The following is a 19,353-nucleotide window of genomic DNA, read 5'->3' as shown; positions in this document are numbered from 1 at the left end:
GTTTGCGCGCCGCGAACATCGAACGAAGCGCGATATGTTCGCGGTCCCGGCTATCCTGGTCGATGGTGAGAAGCATGAGATTGTCCCCTTGTTTGAAAAGAGACAATTCAGATGAACCGGGAAATGCGGCCGTGCCATAACACAAAGGGGGGGTGTCAGCCTCGGGCGACATCCCCGAAACAGATCGCGCTGTCGAACAGGGCGCGAATGGCGAGCGCTATCCGCGTCGGCGCGTCATAGGCTGCCCGCGCATTGCGCAAATGCTCGCGCACCGTCTCCTCGCTAATATCGAGCAGCTGCGCGATGACCGAATTGGATTTGCCGCGCGCCGCCCACATCAGACATTCGATCTGCCGATCGGTAAGCTGCGGCCGCTCATCGAGCGAGACGGGATCGCCGAGCCGGCGCGCGGCTTCGAAGACGAACGCCCCGAGGCTTTGCGCAAAGACAAGCGCTTCGGGCGGCATCGATCCGCTATCGGTCCATGCAAAGGATACAGAGCCATGCGCCTCCCCCGGCAAATGCACAGGGACCGTCAGTCCGTCGGCGATGTTGTGACGGCGGGCGCGTTCCAGCACCTCGGCATCTTGAGGTCGCGGCCGATGGAGCGTCATATCGCGCCAGCGAAAACCCGATGTTCGGCGATGACTGAAGCGGTGCACGGGATCCGAGACGCCGAGGCGATTCTCGTCGAACCAATGCGCAAAGCCTTCAGGATAGTTGTGGAGACGGATGCCCTTGTCGGGAGCCGCGAGAAAATCGACATGGTGGCTGATCGCAAACCAGGCGCAGCCCATATGCGAGCAAATCTCGCGGAGGATATCGACGAGCGCGTCCTCGCTATCGACCGCCATGATGTCGTCTTCAAGTTGCCGCGCGGCCTCGATTGTGCGCATTCCGACCCATTGGCGGCACCGGCAGCGTCCTCAAGCCTGACTGCCGGGTGAAGCCCCTGTTTCAGTGCTGCCCCCCAGCCCTCTCAAGCAGGCGAAAGTCCAGCCATGACGCCTGCCGTTGGTCCACCAGCAGCGCGGAACAGGGGCGACGCTATCGGCGGCGCCATATGTTTCAAATATATTCGTCAGTTAGAACCAGATTGGGGATTGTTTCGAAGTCGAAGCACACCGACAATCAAAGGTCACCGCCCGGTCACGGGCAATATCTGTTCGAGGATGGGCTTAATGAAGAAGCCAAATTTCAAAAGCGGCTTGCCTCAATATACAATGTCACGAAACTGACGGGATGGATGGGGCGCAGGAACCTGACGCAGCCGAAGCAAGGCTCTGGGCGCTGCTCACCGACAAGCAGCGCCTGTGCCTCGACCTCGTGCTACAGCGCAAGACGTCGAAGCAGATCGCCCGCGAGCTCGGCATTTCGCGGTACACGGTCGATCAGCGGATATCGGCTGCGCGCAAGACGCTCGCCGCCATCAATCGTGACGATACCGCCATCCGCTATGCCCGGCTGAAGAGCATATGCGATCGGATCGCATATGATCCGGTAGAGCTTCCCATCATGCCCTCCCTCGCGCCATCCGATTTCCCGGACGGCGATCCGGACCATTATCTCGATGTCCGCGAGGGCAAAGGGGCGATGGCCGGATTATCGGGCGAACGCCCACCGTCCGGGACGATCTGGAGGCATGACCATGCACCGACTGCCAAGGCTACAATCATCGCCATCATGCTCATGGTGGTGGTGTTCGCCCTGCTCGGCGGGCTCGGTATTGCAGAGGCGCTGACGCGGCTCATGTCCGGCTAAATCCCTTCATCTTGCCCTACAGCAACAGCCGGAAGCCCTGCTTCTGGCAAAGGAGAAGTCATGTCCGAACATCTCATATCCATTGCCACCAGCTTGCAGCAGCAATTGCCGTCAGCCGAAATCCGGATCGACGATGCCCTCATCGCCGTATCGTCGCTCATGGCGAGCGTGGTCACGGCGCGGCGTGATACCGAAGGCGTGCCGCCCGCCAAGGGGCAGGCGACGATCCAGCGCCTTGCGAAAGCGCAGATGGCACTGATCGACGCCGGCGGCGATGTGCTGCGCGTCCATGGCGAACTGGTCGCCATCGGCCAGGAAACGGCGGGTTATGACCTGCACGAGGAATGCCCGAAGCGGGCAGCCGTCCACCGGCTGCATGCGGTCGCAACGTAAGAATTTGACCGGGGGCCGCGAGAGTGAAACAGATGCGAAATGCGTGTCGCGATCTTCGCCCTGTTCCTGCTCGCGGCTCTTGGCTACGCCGCCTGGCGGGGTGGCGGCCCCGAACGGGTGATGGCGGGGATCGCGGCGACGATGGTCGGATCGGACCTTCTGCTGCACCAGTTCGTTGCGCCCGAATATGCGGTTCTCGACTTCGGGCATTTGCTCATCGATGGTTTCGGCGCCTCCGCGACATTGCTGCTCGCACTTTTCGCCTATCGTTTTTGGCCGATGATCGCGGCCGTTCTCCACATATTGCCGCTGCTGGCCCATTCCAGCCGCGCCCTCAATCTCGCGATGGATCCGGCGGCCTATATGGTCATGCAGGTAGCGGCCTCCTGGGCGGTTCCCCCTCTCCTGTTGTTCGCAACCTGGCGGCACCAAAGACGGCTTCGCACCAACGCCAATTATCCGTCCTGGCACAGCTCATCGCAGCGATTTCTCCGGAAGACAGCGAAGACCTAGCGCGCGCGCTTCTCGAAGAGTTTCACAGCCTCGAGAGGATCTGGGCCCAAACGCCCGAAGCCCTGGCCCGCATTCTCGGCGACCACGCAGCGGTGATCGACCTGCTCCTCTGCACGCGGCGCGCGATGCTCGCATCGATGCGCGGCAGGCTCTATTCGAGGCGGATCGATCCGGACGATGCGAAACTCGGAGACTATCTCATCGCATCCATGGGGTCGCTCGCCGACGAACATCTGCGCATCCTGTTCCTCGATGGGTCGCGCCATCTTATTGCCGATGAATGCCTGCAAAGCGGCAGCCTCGCCCATTTGGCGCTCTATCCGAGGGTCATCTTCCGCCGCGCGCTCGAACTCAATGCCGCCGCGATTCTGCTCGTCCACAATCATCCGAGCGGAAATCCGCATCCGAGCGACGAGGACATCGAAGCAACGCGCCGCCTCGCGGATATCGGACATGCACTCGATATCCGGCTGTCGGGTCATATTGTCGTGACCGCAAACCAGACATCACGGATAATCGTCGATGATACGGCCCGACGCGGCACCTTCTCCTTCACCCTGAAGAGCCCCGATACCGCCGCCGATCGGCGGGCCAAGGCAGAGCTCGTGCTGACCAACGCGCGCATCACGCAGCGTCGCCGCTTTCTGCGCCGACAACTTATTGGCGCCGAATGTCTTTTCGTCGAGCCTGCCTGGGACATGCTGCTCGACCTGTTCATCCACCAGTGCGAAGGCCGGGTGCTCCATCTATATCCCATGTGCGTCGCATCGGGCATCCCGATGAGCAGCGCGCTACGACTCGCCCAAAAGCTCTGCGAAGCAGGCATATTACGGCGGCAGCCCGATACCTTCGACGGGCGACGGAGCATCATGACGATCGAGCCCGAGATTATGCATCGACTCAGCGCCTATTTTGCGGAAGGTGCCGAATAGCCGGCTAGCCCTGCTCCCGGCGCCGCATGTGCGCGCCGGAGACCCGCAAGCCCGGACAATGCAGGTTCGGGTCCGCGGAGGTAAAGCAGCGTTGCAACCACCTCGCCTGGCGCAACCGGAACGTGCCGCACGGCACGACATCACCACTCGCCAAGCTTCCGGAATCTGAGGGATATCGACAAGGGCCAGAACGACGCTTCATGAAAATATTCCGAATATATTCCGGCTATTTTGCATGAACAGCGGTCCGCCTGCAGCCGATTGGCAGGTGGCCAGTGAATATTCGGCGCTTATGCTGTGCGACCGCCGCGCCTTCGCGTGGGAATGGCTGCGGCGAACACCCCGGTATCGCCGCCTATGGGCGGCCCGGGACCGGCTCCCGATCGATGCACCGATAAGGGTCGGTCTGCTTGCCTGGATCGACCCCGCCATTTCCGCACCCGAAGCTCGCCCCATCTGGTCGCCTGACGTCGACCCCAAAGTTCTCCAGACGCGCGCCGGACGCCGCGCGCCTGGTCCCGGCGATAATTTCGATGTCCTCGCGCTCGCCGACTATGTCTCGATCTCGGTCGATCAGGCGAACAGAGAACATTGGCTCATTTCGGACGGTCGCTGGCTGATCCGGCTTATGCACCATGATGGCACCTTGCTCGGCCGATCCACTCTTCTCGTGCATGAGATCGAAGGCGTGGATTCAGCGGCCCCAAAGATCGCGGCGTTGCAACAGTTTCTGGCATTGACGGCGCGCGGCGAAATGCCGGCGTCGCTGCGTCCGCGCGAAAGCCGGGCCGCGCGCTGGATACTCGAGCTACGAACCGCCGATGCGCTGGCCGCGGGCGCATCGCAGAAGAGAATCGCCGAGGTCCTGTTCGGTGAGAGTGTCACGGCGCGTCGTTGGCGAATTGAAAGTGCATCCTACCGCTCGCGCGTCCAGCGGCTAGTGAAGGCCGCGCAGCAGTATCTCGCCGACCCATTCAGCGGGCCGTGGTTCCGCTGAGCCACCCAAGCGCGGGTCATCTCCGCAATATCGGTGTCACCATATCGATCGTCCAAAGCGCCGCCGTAAATGGACTGCGACGCTGTTTGCATATCGCGCCTGCCTCCACCCCGTTGGACTATGATAGACGCCGACCGCTTTCCAATAATCGCCTGTGACGGCCAGCCCGGACAGAAATATCCAGCGCGCGGCCTCGGCGTTGAAGCAGGCATCGTTCTGCAACCATGATCGGACATGATCCTCGGGACGTCCGACGAGTTTGGCGATTTTCGGAACCCACCAGCTGTTGACCTGAAGGGGTCCGAGATCATGTGTGCCATTGCTGTTGGCGACCGCGGCGCCGATCCAGCCGCCCTCCTGATCGCGGAGTCCCCACAGGGTGCGCTCAAGCCAGGCCCTGCCTTTTGAGGCCTTGCGAATGCAGGTGGCGAGTTCGACTTCCTGCTGCGCGTCCGGAGGCTTGGCCGATGCCGTGCTTGCGTACCCGGCAAAGGTTGAAGCCGCGACAATGATGGTCAGCAAACGGCAGACAATAGGGAATTTCATCATGGGGCTCGTCGCTCCGACAATAAAAGGGTGTCGATGTCGATGGGTTCGAACGCCATCGGTCCGACGTGACTTCCGCTCGCTGATCCGCAGTCTTCGTGGTCCGGTCCGGGACCATCGGATTTCATCGATCATGGCCTCCGCGATCGGGTTCCTGGTGGCGCCGCTGTTCGGGTACCGGCTCGGGTGCCGCTTGCTTGCCCGCACCCAATAGCCCGTGCAGATAGTCATCGAATTGGCCTGCCGCACGGTGGGCGCGCCCGGCAAGCCGTTCGGCGAGGCTGGCCGGACGGAACATCTCCGCCCAAGCGCGTTCTCGGTCCGCCCGCCGCTGCGCGCGCTCAGTTCGTGACTGCAACATTGCAGCGCGCTCGCGTTCGATTGCGCCCGGGTGGCGCAGGCTCCGTATTCGGTGGCTGTCGCGCGCGAGGCGCCCCAGCCCCTCCAGCGCCGATGTCTTCTCGCCCGAGTTCGCCTCGAGCTTCCGGACGAGGCGCTCGGGATCCTCGGTCCAGAGCTTGACGCCGAAGCGCGCGCGCGTGATCGCGGTGTAATAATTCTGGGCATTGACGAGGCCCGATCCGAGCGGCGCCAGCACATAGGCGCGGTCGTAGGTTTTCGACTGCGCCGAATAGACGGTCTCGGCATAGCCATGATCCCAGGTGCGATGGAGCGCTAAATCAATAGCTTGCGGCTCGGCCTTGCGATCCCAACGGATTGTCGCGACCGAGCCGTCGATCCGCTCCACGGTCCCACGTTCCGCATTTTTAAGATCGAGCTCCTTCGCTGCCAGGCGCCACTGGATGCGGTCGCCCGCTGCCACGTCGCGTGTGTCCTCCAGAAAGACGGCGACCTCGGATGCCCGTCCCAGCCTCGGGTTCCAGAGAAGCTGACCGCCATTCTCGCCCGCCAGCCGTACCCATTGGCGACCCTTGCTATCGGGCTCGATGCCGGCGACGCGATATTCATGGTCCTTGGCAATTCCGCGCGCTGCGTCATCGCGCGCAAACCGGACGACCTGCCCGCACGAATAGAAGCGGGCGAAGCGTTTCTCCTCGTTGGTCATGCCCGACGATGTGAGGACGGAGTGCCGCAGATCCTCAAGCCCAATTGCGCCTTCCCGTTTCAGCACCTCGCGAATCCGGCTGTTGACGATCAGCCGCGTCGCATTGTCGAGAACGAGAATGTTGGTCGTCTCGCGGGTGCCGGGTTTGAGCCGCGTCCATTCGCCAACCAACGATTCCGCAAGCTTGTCGGCGCGCTGGCCGCTAACCACCTTGTCGAGCGCATCGAGCGACGCGGCATAATCGCCGCGCCGCGCGTTTGCGACGGCAGCCTTCATCGACTTGGTTTCCTGCCGAACCGCGACCTTCAGCCGCGCTGTCGGAAGACCGAGCTGCTGCATGAGCCAGGCGGGTTTTCCCTGCTCGATCGCCCCGGTCTGCTTGTTGTCGCCGAGCAAGATGACGCGGGCGCCCGTGTCGCGGCTGATTTGCAGCACGCGGAGCGCCTGCCGGCTGCCGAGCTGGCCAGCCTCGTCGAGGACGAGCACATGGCGGTCGGTAACGTCATGACCGCCGCCGGCAAGCAGCGCCGCGACGGTTCGCGATTCAATGTCGGCATCGGCGCCGAGCTTGCCCGCTGCCGACGAGGTGGGCGCCAAACCGACGAACGTCCAATCGGGATCGGCGGCCGCCTTCAATTGCTGGACCAGCGTCGATTTGCCCGAGCCCGCAACCCCATCGACGCTGACGACCCGGTCACTCGACAATGCGAGCCAGCTTAGCACCTTGCGCTGATCGTCATTGAGGATGCTGCCCCGAAGCGATCCCTCGATCCGTTCTGGTGAAGCTAAGGGTATAGTGTCGTCGAGACTGAGCGAGATCTGGCCCGAAAGCGCGATCTCGAGGCGCGCGGTACGGCGCGAGGTCCGTCCGCGCGTCAGTACGCCGTCGCCCGTTTGCTCCCTGGTCCGCAGCAGCTTGAACCTTTCTTCATGCGCTTCGAAGAGGGGCCGGACATCTTCGAGCCGCACCTCGCCGACATGCGAGGCGAGCCCGGTCCGAATGAGCCGCCCGAGATTGTTGACGGCCTCGCGCGTCTCGGACTGGCGAAGTCCGTAAAGCGATGCCCGGCTCGCGGTCGCCCGATCGACGCCTATTTCCCGTTCGCCGCGCTCGTCCGCGCGGCTGCGAATTGCGTCGAGAGTTGGAGCGTGCGCCGCGGACCGCACCGACCATTGGCTATGAAGGCCTTCGAGCCCGACCTTCTGCTTCGCGCGGCGGGTTTCGAAGAAGGATCTCGTGCGTGCCGCCTGCCCCTCGAGGCCATGATCCTTGGCGTGGGCGTCGATCTGTTCGGCGCGCCGCGACATGTCGGCGATCATGTCCTGCGGTACGCCGCGTATCTCGAAGAGCCCCCGCCGCGGGTCGAAGTCGATATCATATCCGAGTCCGCGCAGGCGATGCGCGAGATCGTTGCGGTAGATTTGCCCGGCGGTCATCTGCTCGGCGAACATGGCGCGGGTTTCGAGGCTGACCATTTGTTCATCCCCCGCGTGCCGGGTCATGTTGAGAATGACGACATGGGTGTGGAGATGGGGGTCGAGCTCGCGGGAGGCATGTTCGGTGAAGCGCGCGTAGAGAAGCTGGCGGGTCGTCTCGTGGACGATGTCGCCGTTCATGCGGCGGCGAAGCGCGGCATCTTCCTCGATCCAGCCGATCGCAGTACCCACCGCTTTCTCATGGGCTGCAACGATACGCTCGTCGCCCGCGACCAGCGCCATGATCGACACCGATTTCGGCGCGTTGACCGAGAAGTCCCAGCCGGGATGATGCTCGATGGTGCCATGGCGGCGACGGCCGAGATGCTGCTCGCCGACCTTGCCGGCGAGCAGCATCTCGAGCGCCCCGCGCTCGACCGCACCTTCGAGCCCGAGTTCGGTAGCGATCCGCCCGCCCCATGCCGAGGGCTCGTTCCCTCCCTTCGTATAATAGTCGCCGATGGTGTAATAGCGGGCGACATTAGCGGGCGTGCCCCCGAGGCGGCGCGGATGGATCATGCCGGATTCGCGGGACTGCGGCGGCCGCCCGGGCGACCGTGCTGGCGAAGCGAGTGCGTCCACGGCGTGGCGATGATCTCGAGGCGTGCAATCGGCGCATCGGGGTCATGTCCCCCGATACCACCGGCAGGATCGATCGGTGCCTTTCCGTCGCCTTTGTCGCCATCGCCAGCGGTGGCGACCGGACCCAGAGGAAGTTCGGGCGCCGCCGAACCGGCGGCCTGTTTCGGCGGGCGCTTGCGCGTGGCAGGCGGTTTGGATGGAGCAGCGGGAGCAGGCAGCGAAGGGGTCGACACGGTGCGCAGCGGGGGATCGCTCCGCTCGATGAAAGCCTCCGCGGAGGACGGCGTCCGGTTGTAGCGATCGTCGAACCGGATCACCGGCAAGCCGCGGCCGAAGCGCAAGAAGCCTGCAAGGTTCGGCAGGTTCGTGACCTCGGTGTGGAGGACGAGCGGCCGCGTCACCTGGATGCGCGAGAGATTGACCCCGTCGCGCATATCATTGACGCCGTAGCTCATCCCCTCATTGGCTTCGACCTGCTCGACCTGTCCCAGATTCTTCGAGACGAGATCGGCGGTGTCGCCGTCGTTCCCCCGGAGTGCGACCCAGGTCGAGCAATAGCCGGTCACGGCGGCGGCTTCCTCCTGGCCATAGGTTGCTTTCAGCTGCGGATAGGACTGGAACCCCAAAATGCCGCAGCCGCCATATTTGCGGGCGCGGGCGAGAAAATCCGAAAGCGAGGGCAGTTTCTGGAGGCTCGGCAGCTCGTCGATCACGCAATAGAGGCGCCGGGCCTGATCGGGTTCAAGGCTCATGATCGCGCTGATCGCAATGTCGAGCCAGACGGTGATCAGGGGGCGGAGCGACGGAAGCTGGTCGGCCTTGACGGTGATGAAAAGCCAGCTGTCATCCCCCTCGGTGGTCACCCAGTCGCGGATCGAGAGACCATCGTCGGTATCGTCGAGATAGGCGAAGCTGCGCATTACCGAGGCAAGCTCGGCCTGCACCCCCGCCGAGGTCCGCTCGCCTTCCGACGACACAAAGGCCGCCGCATCGGTCCCCGCGACATAGGCGCCGAGGGTCTTCAGCGGCGAACGCACGATGGTCTCGAGGAGCGCCGAGACATAGGTGCGCTTCTCGGCCGCGAGCTTGCGCATGACTGCGACCAGAGTCCCGCGCGCGGCCTTCGACCAGAAGGGGTCGCCATGCTTGTCCGGGATCATCGATTCCGCGATCTGGTCATAATGATAGTCGCGCGGGACATCGACCCAGGGCGACCAGATGGCGGTTCGCTTGTCGAGCGGATTGAGGAGGATGTCCTTCCCGGGCCGGTAGAATTTCTCGACGAAGGTGCCGGCGGTATCATAGACGATCGCGCGCCGGCCCGAGGCGCGGATGCCGGCGAGCATCTTGACGATCATGTTGGTCTTGCCCGTGCCGGGAGCCCCGCAGATCAATATATGTTCGGGCTCGAAAGCAAGCGGAACCTTGACGCCGCCGATCGCGAAACTCCCCTTGCGTTCGCGCCAGAGCGCGCGGCGGATTTGCCAGACGGACCCGAAGCGCGCGCCGCGCAGATATTCGTTCGAACCGAGTCCACGCCCCATCCGGGTAAAATAGAACCAGGCGACGAGGAGCGCGCCGAGCGCGAAGAAACCGGAGAGGATCGCCCCGGTGATGATGTCGCTCTCGAGCGTTTTCAGCGCTTCCTTCATGATCGGCGCGCCGATGAGCAGGTCGGCCGAGGTCCAATATTCACGCCCCTCGGGGCTGCGGAACAGCACCGGGTCGGTGGTCCCTCGCGCCGTATCGGACTTGAACAGGGCCTCGGCATATTTGAGGAGAAGGTAGCGCTGATAATCGCCCGACTTTTCGAGCGCGTACCAGATGGCGCCGATGATCCAGATCGCGGTTCCCGCCATCACGGTCTGGAAGAAGACCTGGGTGGTCATGCGGACATTGTGGACGATAGCTTGGCCGCCGCGCGTCCAGCTTCCGAGGGTGTCGTTGCGAAAGATGCTCATGACATCCGCCCTCCCCCCTGGCGAGCAAGCGCATCGCCGGTCGGCAGCCCCCGTTCGCGGAGCAGCCGGTGGGTGTCCTCCATCCCCTTGGCGAGCGCCCGGGGGTCGCGCGCACCAACGTCCGACGCGAGGATCGCGAGTATCTGGATGACGGTCGAATGAAGTTCATCGAAGCGGGCGTGGAAACCGAAGGGATCGGCGCCATTGAGCTGTTCGAGTGCCTCGCGGATATAAGCGGACGGGGTCATGCCCGCCGCGTCCGCCGAGGCGAGCAGACGATCATAGAGAGCGTCGTCGAGCCGGAGAGATAATTTTGCCAAAGTGATGCTCCAAAAAAGTGGAGCCTTTGGACATGAGGTTGTGAAGCGGCTCGACTATAGCCGCAAAGCTCCAATATTCCAATGGCCTAATGCGTCCGACGCGTCGGGCAGAAGATGGCGCTATGGATCAAGGGGTTAGCGGCGCTGTCGGACAAAGTCCGCCGGTCTTGTCCGACATGTCCGACATATGACGCCCAACGAGGATCTCGCAAATTCGCGCGAAAATCCTCGATTTTGCGGGCCAGAGCGCGGCGCAGCACCCGTGCGTAGGGTGCATTACAAACGCCAACGGCGTGCGTCCGCCCACCGCAGCGACCATGTCGCTGCGCAGCCTCGTGCCGGAAGGCGCGCGGGCTCCCCCGCCAGGGGGATTTCTTCCTTCCCGGCGGCCCGCCGGGCATATTCTCGGGAGACTTGATTCATGGCGTATCCATTCGATAGGAAAGTGCGTGGCGGGCAGACCATCGAAAGGAAGATGGACATGCCCAAGAAGAGTGAACGCGAGCGCCTCGCCGACCTCGAAGCGCGCCAGCGCAAGGTCGCAGACGATGTCGAAAATGCCCGCCGCGCGCTGCGCGGCAAATATGCCGCGATCGTGCCCGAGCTCCCTGTCGAGACGCTCACCGAGCGTGAATTTCGGGAGATCGTCGATCTTGCGATCCGTGCTGGAGGGACTGCATCTGTCGCGGCGCTAAAAGCCCTCTCGGGGATGGCCCCGAACAAATGACGCCCATCCCGAAGGGATGGTCCCAGCGACGAGCACGGCGAAGCCGCGCGCAGGAGGCCGGTGCGCCGCACCGCATCGCCGCCCGACGGGACCGGGCGCTCCCGCGTCCGGTTCCCTGAGGGTGGCGACAGGACGCTCGACATAAAAAAGGGGATCGGTCCGAGCTTGCGCCCGAACCGATCCCCTCGCCTTTCTATGCTCGCACCCGTTCGCGCGGCATATCGTGATGCGGGAGCAGCACCGGGTCTACCCCCGCCGCCCGCAGCACCCGCACGAGCTGCGCCTGCACCCCGGTACCCTCGGCGACCACGGCACCCACCGGCTGCAACCGCGCGATCTGGTCGTTGCGGACGAACCCCGCCCGGTTCCCCCAGCGCGCCTTGTCGATCCCCAGCGCGACCAGCGGCGTCTTCGTTCTTGCTGCCCACGCCGCGGCGATGGCATCGGCGCCCCTGTCCTGCGCGGTGGTCAGCAGCACCATGTCGGGGCGCGCCGCTTTCATCTCCTCAAGCGCCTTGTAGATCGGGCGATGGTCGGCCCAGCGAGCGCCCCCGGAGAAGACCACCAGCGGCCCCGCCGGAAAATGCTGCGCGAGGCGGCGCTGGCGGCGCGCCGCGAGATAATCGGTCCCCGCGATAACCGACGCGGTGCGCTTCGACGATACCAGCGTCGCTTTCGGCGCCGACCACGGACGCCCCGTTTCGGCATGGAAGATGTCCGCTGCATGATCGCGCATGCAGGCTATGGCATCGCTCGCTTCATCGAGCGATTCCAGGAGTTGCTGCTGTTCCTCAAGTTCGACGCCGTGGATCTCGCTGCCGTCGGCCGAGCGCAGCAACTCGCGCACCTCCTGCGCCGCCCGGTCGGACTGTCCGGCGAACTGTCCTGCGACGCGGTGGAAGCTGTGGACGATCCCCCATGCGATCCGTTCGGCCGCGCTTTCGATGCGCGTGTCGCGCAGCACGTCGAACACGGTCGTGATCATCAGTTCGACGGCAAGCTGCACCTGCATCGCATCGGGCATATCGCACGTCAGTTCCTCCTCGCTTTTCCCAAGCCTGCTGCGTTCGAGATCGGTGTCGAAGGCGGCGCTGAAGCTGTCGTTCGCCTCTCCCGTCTCCTCGGCAATAAGTGCGGCGATTTCCGAAAAATCCCTTATGCTGCGTTTGAACGTCGTCATATTGACCTCCTCTAGATTGAGAGGTCATTCCCCCTGCACGGGCGCCGAGCATCGGGGTCAAGGATCGGGCGAAGCCCGACCGCGAAGCGGCGGTGGGGGTCACGATTTTCTCTGGCGGCCACCGCACATGGAAGGAAGAAGCCCCGCGCCCGACCCGCCAGGGAAAATGGTGGGGCCCCGCCGTCCTTGAGGCCGATGCGGTCCCGTGCCACGATAAGAAGACTTGAGAGAGAGGAAGAGGTTTGCGGAGCGGGGGCTCGATGCCCCCGATCCGCAAAGGCTCCCGTTCTTGTACGGCGCGATATGCGAGCACGGCGGTGTGGCTGGTTCGGCGCAGCCTGGGCGGTCAGGACGTGCGGCAAATCCCCTGCAGCAAAAAGAAAAGCCGGCGCGCTTCAGCGCACCGGCTCAGGGAGATCAAAGTGACGGTCGGGCCTATGGCCCGGCCGATGTCAGGCGGCGGCGAACATCGGATCGCCGCGCGCCGCTTTCATCGCGCCATGCGCGGTGGGGCGGCGGACGGCGCTCTCCTTCTCAGGCGCCTGGTCCGTCTTGCGGAAGGCGTGGATCGGGACATTGGCCTGTCGCAGCGTCTGGTAGAGATTGGCCTGCAATCCCGACCCCTCGCAAACCACCGCTTCGACGGGACGAAGTTCGGCGAGCTTTCGGTTGCGGGTGAAGGCGGTCTTACGCCCGGTCCCGTAGAGGCCGAAGGCCACGACGGGTACGCGGGTTTCGGATCGCCCCGCCCACGCTGCAGCGATCGCGTCGGCGCCCTTGCGCTGCCCGGTCGTCACCAGCGTCATATGGGGCACGCGGGCGCGGATCTCGTCGAGCCGCCGCCAAAGCATCTCCCAGTCGTGCCATTGCGCGGGGCCGGAGAAGACGACGACCGGCCCCTGCGGCAGGTAGCGCTCGCGCGCATCGAGTGCCCGTTCGCGCAGGAAGTCCTGCGCCGCGATCTGGCTCGCAGTCGAGGCCGAGGATGCACGCGATCCGCGCGCGGGCGACCAGGGCCAGCCCGACTGGGTGCGATACATTTCGGCGGCATAGTCACGCATGCATTCGATCGCCGCGCGCTGTTCGGCAGTCGATTGGCACAGGAGCTGCTTTTCCTCGAGCTCGCTGTTGAACACCTCGCTCATGTCCATGCGCCGGACCATCTCGCCAACCTCGGCCGCGAGAGCATCCTCGCGGCGCTCGAGTTTCCCGGCGACGAAGTGGAAGCTGTTCACGAACCCCCACGCGATCTCGGCGGAAAGCGGCGCGAGCCTCGTGTCGTTGAAAAGGTCGAAGATCGTCGCGATGATCCCGCCGCATTCGGCCTGCGCCGCGAAGGGTTCGGGCATGTCATGCTCGCCCGGCTCGTCACCGGGTTCGATGATCGAAAGCGGGATGGGATCGCCGAACGATGCCTGGAATTCGGGCGTGGCGATCTGTTCGGCGTAGAGGGCACGAAGGTCTGCAAAGCTGTCAACACTTTACGCGGAAGAATGAGCGACCATGTTCGGTCTCCTTGGATCGGGCAAGAAAAGAGCCGGGAAGCGCAGCTGCGCCTCCCGGCCCGGTTGCGGCGCCTTCGTCAGCCGAAGGGCACCTCGTCGTCGAGGTCGGCGCCGGCGCCCATCAGCGCGCCGTTCGAGCCCGCCGTGCTCTCGCCGAAGCCGCGGTCCTGCGGCTGCTCGTCATAGCTGCGCGTGCTCGCGCCGAAACCGCCGCCGAACTCGGCACGGACGGTCTCGCGGCGCCACGCGATGGTGTAGCCGCCGTCTTCGGACGGAAACAGCGCCACCGGCAGCGGTTCGGGGAGGCTCGGGTCGTCGATATTGCCCGCGAGGAAAACCTCGCCGGTCTTCTTCGACGCCGCTTCCCACAGCGCCCCGACCTGCACCCAGCGCCGGGCGACGTTGAGCGCCAGCACCTCGTAAACGGGTGCCCGCGGGTTCATGCTCTCGACCTTGCGCAGACCGATGCGCGGGAGGTCGATCGTGCGGGTCGCGATCGAGCCAGTCAGACGATCATTCACATTCCTGATTTCACCGATATTCATGACACTTACTTTCGAATGTCGCGCGCGAACCATTTCCCGGCGACACTCTTCCCGATCCTTCTCTCCTCTGTGGCGCCGCGCCCTCGGCCCACGCCGCTGCCCGCATGCGCGCGCTCACCTCGCCGCCCGCGCCGTGGCGTGCGGAGGCCGAAAGCCGATCACTGCGTCACTGAGAGGACTGGCTGGGTCAGCGGAAAGAAGGGGAGCGATATAGGGGAGGTGGCCTCCCGAACTGACGGGCAGCAATGTCATGAGATAGCAGTGGCGACGTCAGCTCTGCGTGCACCACGCCGCATGGATGCGCGGCGCCCTCACCCCGTCACCCGCCTCGCGTGACCAATGCGGCTCGCGGGCTCTCCGCGCTGCCACGTCGGGTTAATGCGTGGCTTCTGACCGTTGGATATGGCGGTCAGGTAGTTTGTAGGCGCGCACTCGCCGAAGCGAATATTCCGAGCGCAGCCCCGGGTGGCCTTAGCCCCTGAAAATGACGGCACCCCGCGCCCGGAAAACCGGGGTCTGGACGCGGAGCGCCGCCCAGATACGGCCGGGCGGGTCGCGTGCCCGGCCGACTGTTATCGGAATGATGAGACCGGTCCCTTTATCGGCACCAGAGGCCCCTCCACCGACGCGGCCGCCGTTAGGGAAACCTCGCCATTCTCAAAAACAAAACTTTCCTGCAGCCGGGATAGTTTGTCTTTTCCGTACAAGGTTTGCCAATCTGGAGTAATCTTTCCTCTCTATAATTCGGCGTCACTGACCCGGCGCAAAGCACGATCGACCAGCGTGCGCCCCGCACAGCCAAGCTTAACACAGGGTATCCCTGGGCTCCAAAGATACCCGCTTTGGCGTTTCGGGCCGATTGCTATTGGGCGGCTTCTTGGAAAATGCCGAAATGGGCGGACGCCCGGACGGCCGAGCCCGTCCGTTCGGCTTGCGCCGGGGCCGCTTGCGTGGCGGCGGCATCGCGAAGACGGGCCCACGCGCGCGTACCGCAGCTTGCTCATTTGTTCTTTTTATGTTCTCATTGATCCATGATGAGAATCGACCCTGACCGAGTCGCACGCGCACTCCTGGACGCCCCAGGATGGGCGCGCGTCGGCCTCACCGCGCCAACGGAAATCATACGCGAAGCGGCCGCGCAGGAACTGGCGCTGACGATCGCGCGCATCCACGGTGAGACCACGGCCGCCGCCGACGCCGATCAGCTGGTGCTGGCGCTGTGACGTGCAGCATACGAAATCGGGCATTCCGCGGGCCACGCACATTTTCGAGGCGGCCATCTGGCATTATGCGGTGCAGCCCGTTTGCCGCTGCGGTCATCACGCCAAGTTCGATGCGGGACTGCTTTGGTACCGCTTTCACCGCAAAGGCTGGGACGATAATCTTCGCAAGGCGTGCCGCCATTTCTGGTGCCGGCAATGCGCCTGGAGTTCCGGCCGCCGCGTCGAACCGCTCCGCCTCGAAGTGGTCAATTGGGACAAGGACGCGATCTGCATCAAGGAGCGGGTCGACGAACGCGAATGGAAGCGCGCGATCCGCCGCTACCGGAGCTAGGAGCTAGACGATGGAGAGAGATTTCGACGACGTCCTGCAGGGTGTCGGCAAAGGCGGGCACCGGATCATGATCTGGGATGGCCAGGAAGAACGCCAGATCGAGGCGCATTGGGGCCTCCGGTCGCGCGACCCCGAGATCGGACAGATCCCGCTGCTCAAGTCCGAAACCGCGCGGATCGAAAGCCCCTGCCTCATCCTCGCCAACGAGTTCGGCATCAAGCGCGACGGCAAGACGCTCTATGCGGCAAGCCTCGTCACCGACATCCCCTTCTTCTGCATTGCCGGGGTCTGGCAGCGAGGGACGCGCGACTATCCCGATGCCTTCGCGGCGTTGACCGTCCCCGCCTATCCGGACCTTGCGCCGCACAAGGACCGCCATGTGGCGGTCGTCGATCCCGACGATTGGTTCGACTGGATGCAACAGGAGCGCCCGCCGCTGGACATCTTGCGCCCCTTCCCCGAAGGTAGCTTCACGATCACGCCGCCGATCCAGCCCAGTTTCGAGGGGCTGCTCGGCGCCGCCTGAACGGGAGCCGCCGATGTGCAACCAGATCACGCTCAAGGCCTCGGTCGACGAGGTCGCCTCGCATTTCAAGGCGCAGCGCAAGAAGCAGACCAATGCGAGCACCGGTGATGTCTGGAAGGGCGGCACGGGCTTCGTCGTTCGCGAGGTCGCCGGCGAACGCCAGCTCGACGCAATGGTGTGGGGCTTTCCGCGGCATTCCACCAACAAGAAGACCGGCAAGCCCAACAAGCCGACCCACGTCAACAACGCCCGCGACGACAAGCTGATGTCGCCTTACGGCATGTGGCGCGAATGGTTCGTCCAGCCCGGGCATCGCTGCCTCATCCCGATCACCGCCTTCGCCGAAGCCGTTGGGCCCGAAGGGCAAATGACACGCACATGGATCAGCATTGCCGACCAGCCGCTGGCCGCCTGCGCGGGCTTCTGGCGTCCGACCGACGAATGGGGCGACAGCTACACCATGGTGATGGTCGATGCCGTCCCCGAGATGCTCGAGGTCCACGACCGCATGCCCGTTATCCTACATCCCGAAGACCATGAGGCATGGCTGCACGCACCGGCCGAGGAGGCGATGAAGCTCGTCACCCAATATCCCGCCGATCGTCTCGTCATCGATCACACGCCCGAGCTCTGGTACGCGGGTCGTACCAGGAAAAATGCGGCACGCACGGCCGCAACCCTGCTGTGACATCGAAAAACCCGAACCGCGCGACACGCCGGCCCACGCGCACCGCGATCGCCGCTATCATCTTCTCGCTCGCCCTGCCCCCTACCCCGTCGGTCGCACAGGACGTGAGCGGCCCCGCGCGGGTCTCCGACGGCGATACGCTCAACCTCACAGGTATCGTCGTCCGGCTTTACGGGATCGACGCGCCCGAACTGAAGCAGACCTGCACGCGCGGCGACGGTCCCTGGGCCTGCGGCCAGGAAGCGGCCGACAAGCTCGCCGCGATCGTGGAAGGCCAGTCCGTGCGCTGCGAACAGCGCGACATCGACGACTATGGCCGCACCGTCGCGATGTGCCAGGTCGGAATAATCGACCTCTCCGCCGCCGTCGTCGATGCGGGCCTCGCTGTGGCCCTGCCAAAATTCACGGCCGCCTATGTTCCCAATGAAGCAAGAGCGCGTGAGCGCAGACTCGGTCTCTGGAGCGGCGAGTTCCAGATGCCCGCCGACTATCGGGCCGCCAACCCCGCCCCGCGCCAGCCGACCGCGCGCGTGTCAGACGGCCCCCGACCGGCGACGCCGCCTCCAGCATCCAACGCATATTTCCGCAACTGCAAGGAAGCCTGGGCTGCTGGTGCCGCGCCGATATATCGAGGGCAGCCCGGCTATCGCCCCGAGATGGATGGCGATGGCGACGGAATCGCCTGCGAACCTTATCGCCCTCGATAGAAACTCGTGGCCGATTACGGTCAGGCAACTTTTGGTTCGAAATCTGGAGAAGCAGACACTCGAACCAAAAGCGCTGCGAACAAGATTTTAAGGCGCAGGCACGCGGCTCGCGATAGCCGCTTCGATCAGGCCCTGCATCTCCTGTTCCAGTTCGGTGCCCTTACGATCTCCGCCGCTCGAAATCTCGGTCGCGATCAGGCCGTAATAGCCGGTTCCGCGATCGATCCAGCCCGTCCATCCATAAGCGCCCGGCGCCGAATTGATCATCGACGTCGCGCAGGCCGAGGGGGTGTCGCATTCGACGAAGGAGCCCAGCGCATATTCCCAGTTCGAGGCTCCCGAGGGTACGAAGACGCGCGGCAGGCCGGTCGTGCGCGGCTGAGTAAAGGCGGTCATGTCGGTCACAAAGGCGCCGCCGAGGAGCGCACGCAGCAGCTTGGCATAGTCGCGCGGGGTCGAATAGGCGCCCCCCGCCACCCACGGATTCGTCGGTGCGCTGCCCGCCGGATCATACCATGTCGTGCTCGTCATCCCGAGCGGCGTCGTGACATGCTGGGCGAAAAGTTCGTGGAAGGTGCGCTGGCGCGCCGGCGTCGTTCCGGGCTGGATGCTCACATCCTTCGCCTCGAGATAGGCGGCGGCGACCTGCATCCCGTGCGGGCCATAGCTATATTGCGCACCCGGCGCGTTGCCGGGACGCAGGATGTCGTATCGCAGGTCGTGGATATTTTTCGCGCAATTGTACAGGATCAGCGCCGGTGTCAGCTGGCACCCTCCGACCAGCGGGCTGCCGTTGAACCCCGACGTCATCGACAGCGCATGCTTCAGCTTGACGTCCTTCTTTGTCCCGGTCGTCGTCCAGAAGGCGAGCGGCGGCCGCATCGGGTCGTCCAGCGTGACAATCCCCGCCTGCGCCATCCGCATGGCGAGCGTTCCTGCGAACCATTTGGTGGCCGAGGCGAGTGGCGTCACCCGATCGATTCCGAAGCTGCCCTTCTCATATGCAAACAGATAGTCGGGGTCGGTGGCGTTACCGACGATGAAATAGCCGTTCGCGACTTCGGCGTCGGCATCGATGGCCGCCTGCAGCGCGGTCCAGTCGTAGGTATAGCCGCCCACTGTCGTGGTCAGGCTGGCAGGCGACAACGCCGTCGGGGCCGACGCCGCGGAGCTGGCCGGGACGACCGCTGCCGGGGGCAGTTGCACCATCGGACGCGCATCCCCCCTGCCGCGGTCCCCCACGCCGCTTTGCGCGAAGGCACCCGCGCCGACGACGACCGCACCGGCGGCGAGCCACGCCCATGTCTTTCGTTCAACCATATCGTCTCTCCCATCCTCTTCGTTGCACGTTTCGAAAGGAGGCGCCGCTGAACG

General features: G+C 64.4%; 19 protein-coding genes. 10 read left to right on the top strand and 9 right to left on the bottom strand.

Annotated features, from left to right (window positions below):
* Positions 1-155: 155 nt before the first annotated feature.
* Entirely contained in the window at positions 156-896 is a 741-nt protein-coding gene (locus tag STE01S_RS15910) for a LuxR family transcriptional regulator (protein ID WP_062769491.1), read from the bottom strand.
* A gap of 346 nt (positions 897-1,242) precedes the next feature.
* On the opposite strand from STE01S_RS15910, the gene STE01S_RS15905 reads away from it, so the two are divergent.
* The 4 genes from STE01S_RS15905 (at position 1,243) to STE01S_RS15885 (ending at position 4,596) form a co-directional block, all read left to right on the top strand.
* Entirely contained in the window at positions 1,243-1,761 is a 519-nt protein-coding gene (locus tag STE01S_RS15905; RefSeq protein ID WP_062769488.1) for a helix-turn-helix domain-containing protein, read from the top strand.
* Positions 1,762-1,821: 60 nt separating this feature from the next.
* A complete protein-coding gene (locus tag STE01S_RS15900) occupies positions 1,822-2,154 on the top strand; it encodes a hypothetical protein (RefSeq protein WP_062769485.1) in 333 nt (110 codons plus the stop codon).
* 272 nt (positions 2,155-2,426) lie between these two features.
* A complete protein-coding gene (locus tag STE01S_RS19755; RefSeq protein ID WP_162928301.1) occupies positions 2,427-3,599 on the top strand; it encodes a JAB domain-containing protein in 1,173 nt (390 codons plus the stop codon).
* Positions 3,600-3,834: 235 nt separating this feature from the next.
* Positions 3,835-4,596, top strand: a complete 762-nt coding sequence (locus tag STE01S_RS15885; RefSeq protein WP_062769479.1) for a DNA -binding domain-containing protein — start codon at positions 3,835-3,837, stop codon at positions 4,594-4,596.
* A gap of 36 nt (positions 4,597-4,632) precedes the next feature.
* Here STE01S_RS15885 and STE01S_RS15880 read toward each other — a convergent pair whose 3' ends face one another.
* The 4 genes from STE01S_RS15880 to STE01S_RS15865 are packed head-to-tail and all read right to left on the bottom strand — an operon-like array spanning position 4,633 to position 10,547.
* Positions 4,633-5,277 (bottom strand): lytic transglycosylase domain-containing protein, encoded by a 645-nt coding sequence (locus STE01S_RS15880; RefSeq protein WP_322787082.1) that lies wholly within the window; start codon positions 5,275-5,277, stop codon positions 4,633-4,635.
* Positions 5,267-8,203 (bottom strand): MobF family relaxase, encoded by a 2,937-nt coding sequence (gene mobF, locus STE01S_RS15875; protein WP_062769515.1) that lies wholly within the window; start codon positions 8,201-8,203, stop codon positions 5,267-5,269. Before mobF ends, STE01S_RS15880 begins: the two co-directional genes overlap by 11 nt.
* Positions 8,200-10,227, bottom strand: coding sequence for a type IV secretion system DNA-binding domain-containing protein (locus STE01S_RS15870; protein WP_082813374.1), 2,028 nt, complete (start codon positions 10,225-10,227; stop codon positions 8,200-8,202). The genes mobF and STE01S_RS15870 overlap by 4 nt, the downstream gene beginning before the upstream one ends.
* Complete coding sequence (locus tag STE01S_RS15865) at positions 10,224-10,547, bottom strand: hypothetical protein (RefSeq protein ID WP_062769473.1); 324 nt, start codon at positions 10,545-10,547, stop codon at positions 10,224-10,226. The genes STE01S_RS15870 and STE01S_RS15865 overlap by 4 nt, the downstream gene beginning before the upstream one ends.
* Before the next feature lie 481 nt (positions 10,548-11,028).
* Between STE01S_RS15865 and STE01S_RS15860 the strand changes: the two genes are divergently transcribed.
* Complete coding sequence (locus tag STE01S_RS15860) at positions 11,029-11,274, top strand: hypothetical protein (RefSeq protein WP_058804246.1); 246 nt, start codon at positions 11,029-11,031, stop codon at positions 11,272-11,274.
* A gap of 193 nt (positions 11,275-11,467) precedes the next feature.
* Here STE01S_RS15860 and STE01S_RS15855 read toward each other — a convergent pair whose 3' ends face one another.
* From STE01S_RS15855 to STE01S_RS15845, 3 genes are all read right to left on the bottom strand, one after another.
* Positions 11,468-12,454, bottom strand: coding sequence for an SLOG family protein (locus tag STE01S_RS15855; RefSeq protein WP_062769470.1), 987 nt, complete (start codon positions 12,452-12,454; stop codon positions 11,468-11,470).
* Positions 12,455-12,906: 452 nt separating this feature from the next.
* On the bottom strand, positions 12,907-13,803 hold the full coding sequence (locus STE01S_RS15850; RefSeq protein WP_409371990.1) for a DUF2493 domain-containing protein: 897 nt from the start codon (positions 13,801-13,803) through the stop codon (positions 12,907-12,909).
* A 233-nt stretch (positions 13,804-14,036) separates the two neighbouring features.
* Complete coding sequence (locus STE01S_RS15845) at positions 14,037-14,504, bottom strand: DUF736 domain-containing protein (RefSeq protein ID WP_058804217.1); 468 nt, start codon at positions 14,502-14,504, stop codon at positions 14,037-14,039.
* A gap of 1,031 nt (positions 14,505-15,535) precedes the next feature.
* Between STE01S_RS15845 and STE01S_RS15840 the strand changes: the two genes are divergently transcribed.
* Genes STE01S_RS15840 through STE01S_RS15820 form a run of 5 tightly spaced genes read left to right on the top strand, consistent with a single transcriptional unit; the run spans position 15,536 to position 17,979 of the window.
* Positions 15,536-15,727, top strand: coding sequence for a DUF6771 family protein (locus STE01S_RS15840; protein ID WP_058804216.1), 192 nt, complete (start codon positions 15,536-15,538; stop codon positions 15,725-15,727).
* A gap of 1 nt (position 15,728) precedes the next feature.
* Positions 15,729-16,058, top strand: a complete 330-nt coding sequence (locus STE01S_RS15835; RefSeq protein WP_058804215.1) for a hypothetical protein — start codon at positions 15,729-15,731, stop codon at positions 16,056-16,058.
* Between the two features lie 10 nt (positions 16,059-16,068).
* The gene (locus tag STE01S_RS20460; RefSeq protein WP_062769467.1) at positions 16,069-16,584 is read left to right on the top strand and encodes an SOS response-associated peptidase family protein; all 516 of its coding nucleotides are present in this window, start codon (positions 16,069-16,071) and stop codon (positions 16,582-16,584) included.
* 13 nt (positions 16,585-16,597) lie between these two features.
* Positions 16,598-17,272: an SOS response-associated peptidase gene (locus tag STE01S_RS20710; RefSeq protein ID WP_062769464.1), complete on the top strand. Its 675-nt coding sequence runs from the start codon at positions 16,598-16,600 to the stop codon at positions 17,270-17,272.
* A complete protein-coding gene (locus STE01S_RS15820) occupies positions 17,269-17,979 on the top strand; it encodes a thermonuclease family protein (RefSeq protein ID WP_255265978.1) in 711 nt (236 codons plus the stop codon). The genes STE01S_RS20710 and STE01S_RS15820 overlap by 4 nt, the downstream gene beginning before the upstream one ends.
* Positions 17,980-18,066: 87 nt before the next feature.
* Here the strand turns inward: STE01S_RS15820 and STE01S_RS15815 are convergent, their stop codons facing one another.
* A complete protein-coding gene (locus tag STE01S_RS15815) occupies positions 18,067-19,299 on the bottom strand; it encodes a serine hydrolase domain-containing protein (RefSeq protein ID WP_062769461.1) in 1,233 nt (410 codons plus the stop codon).
* Between the last annotated feature and the right edge of the window lie 54 nt (positions 19,300-19,353).

It is taken from the genome of Sphingopyxis terrae subsp. terrae NBRC 15098 (assembly GCF_001598815.1).
Classification (GTDB): Bacteria; Pseudomonadota; Alphaproteobacteria; order Sphingomonadales; family Sphingomonadaceae; genus Sphingopyxis; species Sphingopyxis terrae.
This window is presented reverse-complemented; position numbering and strand designations above follow the sequence as displayed.

Coding starts and splice junctions, on each gene's coding strand:
- STE01S_RS15910 (WP_062769491.1), bottom strand. CDS start 896: ATGCGCACAATCGAGGCCGCGCGGCAACTTGAAGACGACATCATGGCG.
- STE01S_RS15905 (WP_062769488.1), top strand. CDS start 1,243: ATGGATGGGGCGCAGGAACCTGACGCAGCCGAAGCAAGGCTCTGGGCG.
- STE01S_RS15900 (WP_062769485.1), top strand. CDS start 1,822: ATGTCCGAACATCTCATATCCATTGCCACCAGCTTGCAGCAGCAATTG.
- STE01S_RS15885 (WP_062769479.1), top strand. CDS start 3,835: ATGAACAGCGGTCCGCCTGCAGCCGATTGGCAGGTGGCCAGTGAATAT.
- STE01S_RS15880 (WP_322787082.1), bottom strand. CDS start 5,277: ATGATCGATGAAATCCGATGGTCCCGGACCGGACCACGAAGACTGCGG.
- mobF (WP_062769515.1), bottom strand. CDS start 8,203: ATGATCCATCCGCGCCGCCTCGGGGGCACGCCCGCTAATGTCGCCCGC.
- STE01S_RS15870 (WP_082813374.1), bottom strand. CDS start 10,227: ATGAGCATCTTTCGCAACGACACCCTCGGAAGCTGGACGCGCGGCGGC.
- STE01S_RS15860 (WP_058804246.1), top strand. CDS start 11,029: ATGCCCAAGAAGAGTGAACGCGAGCGCCTCGCCGACCTCGAAGCGCGC.
- STE01S_RS15855 (WP_062769470.1), bottom strand. CDS start 12,454: ATGACGACGTTCAAACGCAGCATAAGGGATTTTTCGGAAATCGCCGCA.
- STE01S_RS15850 (WP_409371990.1), bottom strand. CDS start 13,803: ATGCCCGAACCCTTCGCGGCGCAGGCCGAATGCGGCGGGATCATCGCG.
- STE01S_RS15845 (WP_058804217.1), bottom strand. CDS start 14,504: ATGAATATCGGTGAAATCAGGAATGTGAATGATCGTCTGACTGGCTCG.
- STE01S_RS15840 (WP_058804216.1), top strand. CDS start 15,536: ATGATGAGAATCGACCCTGACCGAGTCGCACGCGCACTCCTGGACGCC.
- STE01S_RS20460 (WP_062769467.1), top strand. CDS start 16,069: ATGGAGAGAGATTTCGACGACGTCCTGCAGGGTGTCGGCAAAGGCGGG.
- STE01S_RS20710 (WP_062769464.1), top strand. CDS start 16,598: ATGTGCAACCAGATCACGCTCAAGGCCTCGGTCGACGAGGTCGCCTCG.
- STE01S_RS15815 (WP_062769461.1), bottom strand. CDS start 19,299: ATGGTTGAACGAAAGACATGGGCGTGGCTCGCCGCCGGTGCGGTCGTC.